The sequence below is a fragment of the Aestuariivirga sp. genome (assembly GCF_046093005.1).
In the GTDB taxonomy this organism is placed as follows: domain Bacteria; phylum Pseudomonadota; class Alphaproteobacteria; order Rhizobiales; family Aestuariivirgaceae; genus Aestuariivirga.
Genome location: NZ_JBJTER010000179.1, coordinates 1 through 10,848 on the forward strand (window position 1 = coordinate 1; position 10,848 = coordinate 10,848).

The 10,848-nt window shown below is 60.3% G+C and carries 12 protein-coding genes; 2 read left to right on the plus strand and 10 right to left on the minus strand.

Annotated elements, in window-relative coordinates:
• Positions 1-347: 347 nt before the first annotated feature.
• The 6 genes from ACKOED_RS15195 to ACKOED_RS15220 all read right to left on the minus strand — a co-directional run bounded on the left by ACKOED_RS15195 (position 348) and on the right by ACKOED_RS15220 (position 6,670).
• A complete protein-coding gene (locus ACKOED_RS15195) occupies positions 348-1,301 on the minus strand; it encodes an ABC transporter substrate-binding protein (protein ID WP_408917466.1) in 954 nt (317 codons plus the stop codon).
• Positions 1,302-1,415: 114 nt separating this feature from the next.
• Entirely contained in the window at positions 1,416-1,829 is a 414-nt protein-coding gene (locus ACKOED_RS15200; protein ID WP_408917467.1) for a hypothetical protein, read from the minus strand.
• A gap of 13 nt (positions 1,830-1,842) precedes the next feature.
• Complete coding sequence (locus tag ACKOED_RS15205) at positions 1,843-3,384, minus strand: FMN-binding glutamate synthase family protein (RefSeq protein WP_408917468.1); 1,542 nt, start codon at positions 3,382-3,384, stop codon at positions 1,843-1,845.
• 14 nt (positions 3,385-3,398) lie between these two features.
• Positions 3,399-4,256: a GXGXG motif-containing protein gene (locus tag ACKOED_RS15210; RefSeq protein ID WP_408917469.1), complete on the minus strand. Its 858-nt coding sequence runs from the start codon at positions 4,254-4,256 to the stop codon at positions 3,399-3,401.
• Positions 4,244-5,179 (minus strand): glutamine amidotransferase, encoded by a 936-nt coding sequence (locus ACKOED_RS15215; protein ID WP_408917470.1) that lies wholly within the window; start codon positions 5,177-5,179, stop codon positions 4,244-4,246. Before ACKOED_RS15215 ends, ACKOED_RS15210 begins: the two co-directional genes overlap by 13 nt.
• Positions 5,180-5,197: 18 nt before the next feature.
• Complete coding sequence (locus ACKOED_RS15220; RefSeq protein ID WP_408917471.1) at positions 5,198-6,670, minus strand: glutamine synthetase family protein; 1,473 nt, start codon at positions 6,668-6,670, stop codon at positions 5,198-5,200.
• A 185-nt stretch (positions 6,671-6,855) separates the two neighbouring features.
• Here ACKOED_RS15220 and ACKOED_RS15225 point away from each other — a divergent pair, with 185 nt between their 5' ends.
• Positions 6,856-7,563 (plus strand): FadR/GntR family transcriptional regulator, encoded by a 708-nt coding sequence (locus tag ACKOED_RS15225; RefSeq protein WP_408917472.1) that lies wholly within the window; start codon positions 6,856-6,858, stop codon positions 7,561-7,563.
• Positions 7,564-7,596: 33 nt separating this feature from the next.
• Here the strand turns inward: ACKOED_RS15225 and ACKOED_RS15230 are convergent, their stop codons facing one another.
• The 4 genes from ACKOED_RS15230 to ACKOED_RS15245 form a co-directional block, all read right to left on the minus strand.
• Positions 7,597-8,604: a sterol desaturase family protein gene (locus ACKOED_RS15230; protein ID WP_408917473.1), complete on the minus strand. Its 1,008-nt coding sequence runs from the start codon at positions 8,602-8,604 to the stop codon at positions 7,597-7,599.
• A 704-nt stretch (positions 8,605-9,308) separates the two neighbouring features.
• Positions 9,309-9,749, minus strand: a complete 441-nt coding sequence (locus ACKOED_RS15235) for a DUF6641 family protein (protein ID WP_408917474.1) — start codon at positions 9,747-9,749, stop codon at positions 9,309-9,311.
• 244 nt (positions 9,750-9,993) lie between these two features.
• Positions 9,994-10,149 carry a hypothetical protein gene (locus ACKOED_RS15240; RefSeq protein ID WP_408917475.1) on the minus strand — a complete coding sequence of 52 codons (156 nt, stop codon included), beginning with the start codon at positions 10,147-10,149 and terminating at the stop codon, positions 9,994-9,996.
• On the minus strand, positions 10,146-10,466 hold the full coding sequence (locus ACKOED_RS15245) for a hypothetical protein (protein WP_408917476.1): 321 nt from the start codon (positions 10,464-10,466) through the stop codon (positions 10,146-10,148). The genes ACKOED_RS15240 and ACKOED_RS15245 overlap by 4 nt, the downstream gene beginning before the upstream one ends.
• A gap of 35 nt (positions 10,467-10,501) precedes the next feature.
• On the opposite strand from ACKOED_RS15245, the gene ACKOED_RS15250 reads away from it, so the two are divergent.
• The coding region (locus tag ACKOED_RS15250) for a hypothetical protein (RefSeq protein WP_408917477.1) at positions 10,502-10,848 on the plus strand (347 nt) is incomplete at its 3' end.

Sequence of the window (10,848 nt, forward strand, 5' to 3'; positions counted from 1 at the left end):
AGCTGGCGGAGGCTGGATACCGGCTGAGAAATTGTACCTGGTTCAGTCAAGCAAACACCACTCCCAGAGCTTTGTGCAGTCAACGGAATGCACCCGCCTTCGTCCTCTCCCGCAAAGCGGGAGAGGAAGGGGCCCCAACGATGTTGGGCCAGGTGCGGGCAAGGCATGGGCATCAGGAACAATTTCCCCTCATCCCCCCGTTGCGGGCCGCAACGGGTCCCTTCTTCTCCCGCTGTAGGAGCGGGAGAAGACAGAACCGCGGCTTCACTTTACCGTCCACCGTTCTAACCCGCCTTGAGCATGCGCCGGGCCAGGGTCTGCCCCCGCCCGGCGCATCGCTTGTCCGGTCAGTTCATCCAGGTCTTCCAGGTGGCTTCGTTGTCGGCAATCCACTTCGTGGCGGCCTCCTCCGGCGTCATGCCGTCGACGTCCACCATGGCCGCGGCAGTGGCAATCTGCGGATTGCTGAAGTCCACCTTCTTCAGGAAGGCGGCGGCCGCCGGCCACTTCTCTCCCAGCGTCTTGGAGCCCGCCTTCTTGAGATAGCCCGAGGCCGGCGCGCCGCAATCATAGACGGCGTCCGGGTTCTGGCCCCACTTGGGATCGCTGAGGCAGGCGGGCTCATATTTGGGGAACTCGACGAACTCGCCATCGAACTTGGCTTCGATGAAGTTCGGCGTCCAGTTGAAGATCACCACCGGCTCCTTGCGGTCATAGGCGGCCTGCAGCTCCGCCCACAGCGTGGCGGCCTGGCCCACGGGCACTTCCTGGAAGTTCATGCCCAGCGCCTGGATGCGCTCCGAATAATGCTTGCCCCAGTCAGCCGGCGGGCCGACGAAGCGGCCCTTGCCGCCGGTTTCGGCGGTGGCGAGCTTGGCGGCACAGGCATCGAGCGCCTTCCAGTCCGGCAGGCCCGGGCACATCTCGTTCATGTATTTCGGATACCACCAGTCCTCGCGGGTCACGGCATTGTGCGCGCCGTAGTCAACAGCGCCGGCCGCCAGTGACTTGTCGAAGGACTCGGCCATCGAGCCTTCCCACACCTCAACCTGGAAATCCATGTCGCCCGCGGCCAGCGCCGTGAACTGCAGCTGGGTGTCAGACGACTTGTACTCGACGTTGTAGCCCATCTTCTGGAGAAGCTGGCCCACCACGTTGGCCAGCACCACCTGGCTGGTCCAGTTGTTGGTGACGATGCGGATCGGATCGGTCGACTCCGGCGCCGCGGCCTGGGCCGTGAAGCTCAGCGCCGAGCTTGCCAGCAGAGCGGCGGCGGCCACGCCAAGAAAGTGAATTTTCATTTTGTATTCCTCCCGATATGTTTTTGCCGAATTGCGGCAGGGGCGATCGCACCCGCCGTTTACGCACTACGCCACAAACGAAGAGGCCCGGCAATATGCCGGGCCTTTGTCTTGTCAGAACTTGCGGTAAGCCTTGTTGAGCTGCACCATCGGATGCTTGGGGCTCATCTGGAATTTGATGAGCAGCTCCCGCGCCATCATGTCCCGGTCCTGCTGGTTGTCCGGGAGCTTGATGTTTCGAGGTATTCGCACCCAGCCATTGACGTTGCGGTCGAAGATGGCGGGTTCGCCCTCCTCGTAGCCCATGTGCACGTCTTCCAGCCAGTTGAGGTCCTCCCAGCCCATGAACTCCATGTAGCCCTTGAGGAACGGGGTGATGCGCTTGTAGTCGGGGATCAGGTTCACATCATAGCGGTAGCCGATGTGCTGGCCAATCTCCTTCTCGCGGCTCGACGACAGCCCCTTCGCATCCTTGATGAACTGGTTGACGTCCTTGATCTCGGAGCCCTTGTAGCTTGTACCTGCCATTTTCTCCTCCGGGTCAGTAGCGGTGATAGTTGCCGCCGGCGTCGGTGAGCGCCTCGTGGCCAACCACATAGTTGGTGCCGGCCAGCGGCACCTTGCACATGGCCGAGGCTTCCATCGTCAGGGCCGCGAGATCCTCGGGCTCCAGCGAATGGATGTTGGTCTTGCCGCAGGCGCGCGCCAGGAGCTGGGCTTCCATGGTGAGCGTATGCAGGAAGTTGTAGACGCGCTCGGCCGCCTTGTCCGGGTCCAGGCGCTTGCGCAGCACCGGATCCTGGGTGGCGACACCCACCGGGCAACGGCCGGTGTGGCAGTGATAGCAGAAGCCCGCCTCGACGCCGATCTCGTTGGGGAAATCGGTGACGCCGTCGATGTGCTTGTTGCAGTTCAGCGCCATCATCACCGAGTGGCCGATGGCGATCGCGTCAGCGCCCAGCGCCAGGGCTTTCGCCACGTCGCCGCCGTTGCGGATGCCGCCGGCATAGACGAGCGAGATCTGGCCCTTCTTGCCAAGCTCGTCGATGGCGCGCCTGGCCTCGCGGATGGCCGCGATGCCGGGAATGCCGGTATCCTCGGTGGCGATGTGCGGGCCAGCGCCGGTGCCGCCTTCCATCGAGTCGATGTAGATCGAATCCGGATCGCACTTCACCGCCATGCGCACGTCGTCATAGACGCGCGCCGCGCCGAGCTTCAGCTGGATCGGGATCTCGTGGTTGGTGGCCTCGCGGATTTCCTGGATCTTGAGGGCAAGATCGTCAGGCCCCAGCCAATCCGGGTGGCGGGCCGGCGAGCGCTGGTCGATGCCGGCTGGCAGCGAGCGCATTTCAGCGACCTGGTCCGTCACCTTCTGGCCCATGAGATGGCCGCCGAGGCCAACCTTACAGCCCTGGCCGATGAAGAACTCGCAGGCGTCCGCGAGCCGCAGGTGATGCGGGTTGAAGCCATAGCGCGACTGGATGCACTGGTAGAGCCAGCGCTCCGAATAGCGCCGCTCGTCCGGGATCATGCCGCCCTCGCCGGAGCAGGTGGCCGAGCCCGCCATGGTGGCGCCGCGGGCCAGCGCGATCTTCGCCTCGAAGGACAGAGCGCCGAACGACATGCCGGTCACGTAGATCGGGATGTCGAGCGTGATCGGCCGCTTGGCGCGCGGGCCGATCACCGTCTTGGTTTCGCACTTCTCGCGGTAGCCTTCGATCACGAAACGGGTGAGCGTGCCGGGCAGGAAGGTGAGATCGTCCCAGTGCGGGATTTTCTTGAACAGGGAGAAACCGCGCATGCGGTAGCGGCCCAGCTCCGACTTGATGTGGATGTCGTTGATCACCTCAGGCGTGAAGATCTTCGACGAACCAAGAATGTATTTCTTGGTTTCGGCCGGCGCGCGGGCCGCAAGCCCGGCCATGCCGGTGGCGGTGCGGGCCGCGGTCTTCTTGCGGGTGGAGGCGGGAAGCGTCTTCTTGGCCTTCACCGGAGCCGAACGCTTCACCGCCAGCGCCTTCTTGGCGGCGGCGGCGCGGGCGGGCTTCTTCTTCTTGCTTGCCGTGGTCTTCTTCTTTGCCATGTGTCTGTTCCCCATCACAATACGAGCTTCTTTTCGCCCGGTTCGAGGTTGTCGTAGTTCCACAGCGCCTTGCCAGCCACGATCTTCTTGATGTGGTTGATGCCCTGCTTCGGATAGAGATCGTACATCTTGAGCTTGCGGGTGAGCCACTGGCGGTCGAGATCGGTCATCTCGCCCGGCACCGCGTCAACGCCCAGCGAGCGGGCTTCGCCGCCGAGGTAGATGGTGCCGTCATACATCGAGTCGCCCAGGTTCTTGCCGGCGTTGCCGAGGATGACCATGCGGCCGCGCTGCATCATGAAGCCGGAGAATGAACCCGTGTCGCCGCCGACGATGATGTTGCCGCCCTTCTGGTCAATGCCGGTGCGCGCGCCGACCGAGCCCTTGCAGACCAGGTCGCCGCCGCGCAGCGCGGCGCCGAACTGCGAGCCGGCGTTCTTCTCGATGACGATGGTGCCGGCCAGCATGTTCTCGCCGCAGGCCCAGCCGACGCGGCCCTTGATGCGGATGTTCGGGCCATCGGTGAGGCCGCAGGCAAAGTAACCGCAGGAGCCCTCGATATAGAGGTTGAGGCGGTTGAGGATGCCCACCGCGATCGAGTGCTTGGAACCGGGGTTCTTCAGCACGATGGTGCCGACGCCGTGGCGGATCAGCTCGCGCAGCTGCGAATTGATCTGCCGGGTTTCCAGGTTCTCGCAGTCGATCTCGGCGCGCTTGTTGAAGTCCACGTCCGGCGCGTCCGGATAGCCGTAGCCCACGCGCTCTTCGGCGATGTCGAAGAAACGCTGCTGGGTGCGGCCCACGAGGCCTTCCGTGTGCATGCCCATCTCATGGCTGAGATGCTCTTTCTTGGCCGTCGTTACGCCCGCCATACGCGAACCTCCTCATCATAGGGATCCCAGGTGTCAATCTCGTGGTGCACGACCGAACGGATCGCCACCTCTTCCGAGGCGAGCGCCACGAGGTCGTCGCTTTCGAACAGCACCATGGGCTTTGCCGCCATGGTGTCCTTGGCCATGCCCAGCGCATCCTTGGTGGACACCAGATAGGTGAACACGCCGTCGATGTCCTGGATCGACTGGCGGAGCGAGTCCTCCAGGCTGGCGCCGTGCTCGAGATTGTAGGCGGTGTAGACCGCCAGCAATTCCGAGTCGCAGTTGGACATGAAGCGGTGGCCGCGGCGCTCGAACTCGCGCCGCATCATCCAGTAGTTGGTGATCTGGCCGTTATGGACGACCGCGATGTCGTTGTAGGGATAGGCCCAGTAGGGATGCGCCGAGCGGATATCGACATCCGACTCGGTGGCCATCCGCGTGTGGCCGATGCCATGCGTGCCGCGGAAGCTGCTCAGCGCATACTGGCCGGCAACGCGGGCGGCATCGCCCAGGTCCTTGATGAGCTCGAGCGAATTGCCCATCGACAGGATTTCGGTTCCCTCCACGTCCTCGACGAAATCGGCGAGTTTCTTCATGTCGCCGTCGAAGTGGATGCGGTAGCGGTAGGCATATTCGGTGGCGTCCTCGCGGTCGATCACCTGAACGCCGAGCTGGGCCAGGCGCTCCTCGACCTTGGCGCGGCGGCGCTTCACCTCGTCATGAATGTCGAAGCCCTTCGACATGTCTTCCTGTTCGGCCACCTTGAAGCGCATCACATATTCGTTGCGCCCCGGGGTTCCGTAAATCGCGTAACCGGTCGAATCCGGCCCGCGGTGCTTCAGCGACTGCAGCATGGCGGTCATCTCCTGACCGATGTTGCCGGCGCCGTTGCGATGGATCAGTCCTGCGATACCGCACATGGCTGTCGTCCGTCTCCTTTATGGCAGGCAGTTGAGATAGTTTTCGAGGTCCCACTCCGTCGAGGTGTGGAGGAAGCGCTCCCATTCGTCGCGCTTGTACTCGTCGTAGAGGCGGTGCATCTCGCCGGGCATGGCCGACTTGACGACCTCGTCCTTCTTCAGGGCCTCGAGCGCGTCGCCCAGCGTCATCGGCAGCTTCCTCACCTGCTTGCCGGCTTCCATGGCGGCGTAGATGTTGCGCTCTTCCGGCTGGCCGGGATCGATCTTGTTGCGGATGCCGTCATCGGCGGCCCGGAGGATGGCGGCGGCCATGATGTAGGGGTTCACCATCGAGTCGACCGCGCGGTATTCGAAGCGGCCCGGCGCCGAGACGCGAAGGCCCGTGGTGCGGTTCTGGAAGCCCCAGTCGGCGAACACCGGCGCCCAGAAGCCCGTATCCCACAGGCGGCGGTAGGAGTTGACGGTCGAGCAGCCGATGGCGGTCAGCGCCGAGAGATGCTTGACGATGCCGCCGATGGTGTAAAGCCCGATCTTGCCCGGCATGCGCGGGTCCTTGCCTTCGGGCATGAAGGTGTTGGTGCCGCCGCGCCGGTACATATAGTTGTATTCGAAGCCGGGCAGCTTCTTCGGGTCGTTGCCGAGCGCCTTGAACTCGTCCTTGCCGCCCGTCCACAGCGAGATGTTGTGGTGGCAGCCGTTGGCCGAGACGCCCATGAAGGGCTTGCACATGAAGCAGGCGATGATGTCGAACTCGCGCGCCACCTGGGCGCAGATCTGCCGGAAGGTGGTGAGACGGTCGGCGGTGCGCAGCGCGTCGTCATAGTTGAAGTTGAGCTCGATCTGGCCCGGCGCGTCCTCATGGTCGCCCTGGATCATGTCGAGGCCCATCTTGCGGCCATATTCGATGACCTTCATGTAGACCGGGCGCAGGCTTTCGAACTGGTCGATGTGATAGCAGTAGGGGCGCGAGAAGCCGCCGTTGGGGTTGCCCTTCTCGTCCTTCCGGAGCCACATCATTTCCGGCTCGGTGCCGTGCCGCATGCGCATGCGGTGGTCTTTCTCGAACTGGTCGTGGATGCGGCGGAGATTGCCGCGGCAATCGGCGGTGAGATAGGCGCCGGGCGCCTCGCGCTCCTCGCGGTTGCGGAACAGGGTGCAGAACATGCGCGCCACGCGGGGGTCCCAGGGCAGCTGCATGAAGGTCTCGGGCTCGGGCACGCCGACCAGCTCGGCGGCCTCCGGTCCATAGCCCAGATATTCGCCGCGGCGGTTCATGAACAAATTGACGGTGGAGCCATAGACCAGCTGGAAACCGCCATTGGCGATGTTCTCCCAGTGGTCGGCCGGAATGCCCTTGCCCATGATGCGGCCGGTCACCGACACGAACTGGAGATAGAGATACTGGATGCCGAGCGCGTCAATCTTCTTGCGCACCTGTTTGATCAGGTCGTCGCGGCCCGGGGTCTTGATGAATTTCTCATAGTCCGTCATCGGCGTTTCCTCTGGTCTGGGGCGGGGCTTGCTGCCCGCTTCGCATCAAGCGGCTTGACGCGCGCGCCGAGCCACGGCTTATTGATCCACAATCCGGGGCCAATTGCAAACCAAATGTAGCCAATCTCAACCAATTGCCCGGAATTGGTTGAGATGCCGCGCCAATGAATCGCCAAGGGACTGCATTGGACAGGGACATTCAGGAATCGACCGCGGCGCCGGCCCGTACCACCCGGGTGATCATGGCGCGGCTCGAGCACGCGATTGAAACCGGCGTCTATGCCGACGGCGACCAGTTGCCGGCCGAGCGGCAGCTGGCGATCACCTTCGGCACCGCCCGGTCAACCATTCGCAAGGTCCTGGACGAGCTGGAAAAAAGAGACCTGGTGGTGCGCCGGGTGGGAAGCGGCACCTTCGTCAATTACGCCGGACCGCGCCACCAGGGGCTGGAGGACGTGGCCGATCTGGTGAGCCCGCTGCAACTGATCGAGACGCGCTTCGCCGTCGAGCCTTACATGACCCGGCTCGCCACCATTCACGCCACGAAATCCGACCTTGACCGCATCGCCGATGTGCTGCGGCGGCTGGAGGCGCCCGGCATCGACGAGAACCTGTTCACCCAGCTCGATTCGGAGTTCCATCTTGAGCTGGCGCGCTGCTCGCGCAACCCACTCATCGTGCGTGTCTACCAGGAAGTGAACATGGTGCGCCTGCACGCCCAGTGGGACCGCATGAAGAAGCTGATCCTGCTGCCGGAGAAAATCGCCAGCTACAACCGCCAGCACCGGGCGATCTTCGAAGCCCTCGAGCGGCGTGACGGCCAGGCGGCGGCGGATCTCATTTCCCGCCACCTCGAGGAAGCCCGCCAGGACCTGATCGGCGCCGGCGGATGACCCCGGCATGACGGGTTGGCGCGGGCAGGGCGGCTATCCGTTGTCAGGCAGCCGGTTGCCGAGCCGGGCGCGGCGCGCCAGCATGGCCTGGTGGGCTTCTGGCGAGCCGTCGTGGAAGGAGCCGAACCATTTATCCAGCGGCACCATGCCGTCGGAATAATTCACCTCGAAATATTTGTGGTGCAGGTAATGGGCGTAATAGGACACGTCCATCGCCTTATCCCCGCCCAGTTCCAGGCGGTCGAAGCCGGTGTGGCCCTGGGCCGGCGCCAGGCCCAGCCGCGAGGCGAGGTTGATCATATGTACCGGATGGGCCGGAATGAGGAAGAACACCAGCACGGAGGAGAAATAGATCGCGTGCTCGATCGGGTGCATCGACAGGCCGGACCACGGGCCGGGGTTGACGTTGCGGTGGTGCAGATGATGCGCCCATTTATAGAGCGCCGGCGTGTGCACCAGCCGGTGGGCGAAATAAAAGCCGATCTCGTGGATGAACGGCACGACCAGAAACACCGCCAGGAACCAAATGGGGTGGCTCTCGAAGCTGATCATCGGCGCATAGCCATTGGCATAGGCCCACAGCAGCAGCACCTCATAGGCGGTCCAGATGGGAACGCCGCTCGCCAGCGTGTGGAACATGTTGTCCCACACCTGGTTGCCGAACAGGAAGCCCGGCGCGCGTTCGCGCGGCCATTGCCGGTTGTATTTGAAGCGCGTGCCCTGCCGCTTCCAGCGGTAGAGCCACAGATGCCAGCCGCCGAACACCAGAACCGCGAGACCGAAGTTGCGCGCGAGGATCAGCAGCACCCAGCCAGGCGCCAGATCGCGCATGGTGTCCAGCGACGGCGTCAGCCACTGCCAGATGACGAAGGCGAGCAGCGCATAGCCCACCGTCCACGGCAGCAGAAAGCCGGGAAAGCCGAACACCCATCTGAGCACCGCTTTCGCATCCCACGGAAAGGCCAGCAAAGGGCCATAGGAAATGGGCTGTCTGGGCGCCCAATGCCCGCGCTGCTCAGTGCCGGTGTCCTGCTCTTTCATGCCGCGCGCCTCCCCTGAGAACATCCTGAATTCTTATCGAATCCTGCCGCTTTCCTCAACCGTCATGCCGGCGCAGGCCGGCATCCAGCTTCCTTATGTCAAAGCTGGACCCCGGCCTTCGCCGGGGTGACGCCGCGCTAACGCCCAGTGACCGCGCGCCTCAGTGCTGCCGTCCTGTTCTTTCATGCCGCACGCTGCCAAACCGATTGTGGACCGCGAGACTATCCGGGCGAGAGTGGCGGAGGAATGAAGGGGAGTTGTATACCGCTGCCAAACCTGAGCAGGAACAAAAAGAGAGAGTAGAGCCCCGGAAACCCGGTTAACGACTCGCCGCCTGATCCGCGTTAGCGGCCGGCAACTGTCAGGTGATTACTGTTCTTGTACACACCGCCGCATAGAAATGCCGTCGACTCGATTCGACAAGCGTATCCTTGATGGACTTTAAGCCTATACCCAGACTGAGCAGAACTGCCTGGTGCCGCTTGCGTGACTCGAACACGCGACCCCATCATTACGAATAAAGTGTTCTATCAATTAAAGGCAATAAAATATGGGATTTTACAAAATGTAGCATAGACGTGTAGCATATTCTGGCAGTAACACATTGTCAAAAATGGGAAAAGTCCAGAGTAATGCTGAGTTGCTATGATGTGATCTGTGCACAAAAATGGGAAGCACTTTCAGCTTCCCATTGAGTTGTGCAATTATGCAGCCTTCTTTCCCACCAAACGCTGCTTGGCAATGCTGTTAATGTAGCCATCAAATTCACCAGCTTCCACAGCAGCAATAAGCTTTGGGATGAGAACAAGCAGATCATCGCGACTTTTTACAACGATTGCAGCTTTGCCCTTTTCAAATTCGATTGGCTTGCTACCATATCGAACTGTGAGCAGAACAGTGCCATTGGGCTGTGTGCTGTACCAAGCCTTTAGACGCTTTCCGACCTCAACGGAAACTTTTGTTCCATCCTCATTGCGAAGCCACTTACGCTTGTTAACTGTGTATGCCTTTCCTTCAACCTCAGCGCGAACCATTTCCAGCTGTTCTTGCAGATGTGCAATAAGCTTATTCCTGCGCTGCACTTCTGCGCTGAGCCTATCAGGACGAGTATATGCAGCGAAATTCAGCCCCTTAAGTGCGCTCATTTTCATCTCCTGTGTTTAAGTGAGCATGAAACAAGCTTGTTGTCGGCAATGTGTAAGAACAACCTAAAAGACGTCGAAAACTAAAATATCTGATAAAATCGTGCAGATAGGCATTGAATAATTTTGTGGGTGGATAAGGATTTGCACTACGAATTGTTATCCAGCCTGCTAACGCATAAAAACGTCGATACATGCTGTTTACGGGTTTAAGCTACGCATGTAGCGGGCAGGGTAGGGGAGGGGATTACAGCGGCTTCGTAGGGGCTTTTACTTTACGGAGTTTCTGCTGAGCTTGCTGTGCTTTAACGCTTGCTTTTCGCACCTTAACAGCCTTTTCCTGCGCCTTTATGCGATCCAACTCCGCGTTATGTGGATCATCAATTATCTCTTTGATTTTCATGCTGTTAACAGTTCCTGCTCACGCAGCCTGCATTTCTCCTGTACTACAGCGTTCACGATGTTAAGTGCCATTCTTAATCTTGCTCTCTCACGCACATCTGCTGTGGTGTTCATGCGATCAGCTATACGTGCAGCCATCAGTGTTAAACTACCAATGTGCAGTCCATATCCGCGACATCTCATGGAGCTGAAGTAGCTGCGCTCTTTTCCGCACCACATGCTTAAATCTTGTTCTGCACGGATAAAGCCGATGCTCTTCAATTCGTCTGCAAGTCTCTTGTCCAGGCTGAGATTGTAATGTTTGGCGTTGTTCATCATGTTGTATTTAGCATTGATGCTTAAATGCAATCAGCGTGTTTTCGTTCTACGCTGCTAAATACAATATGAAATATCACCATAGAGTTCAAACAAGGGACGGAATTGTAAAGCAAATCGAAGAAGTTAATGGCGCATTTCAATACATGATTACGCTTCAGACGAAGCTTCGGCCAGCAGAAAAGAAGGTATTACAGGAATATCAGGTGATGAACCTATCAGCGGAGTTTCGACACGTCTCAAATAGGCTTAACTGCGAGCTTTTTGGCATCAGGTTTACACGTAAGCCCAAAACGTTCTGTGTTTTGTCAGTTCCCATTATCGAGGGATTTGACAAGAGCGCACATGGATTTCATACGGCAGTGTCCAGATTCTTTCGCACATT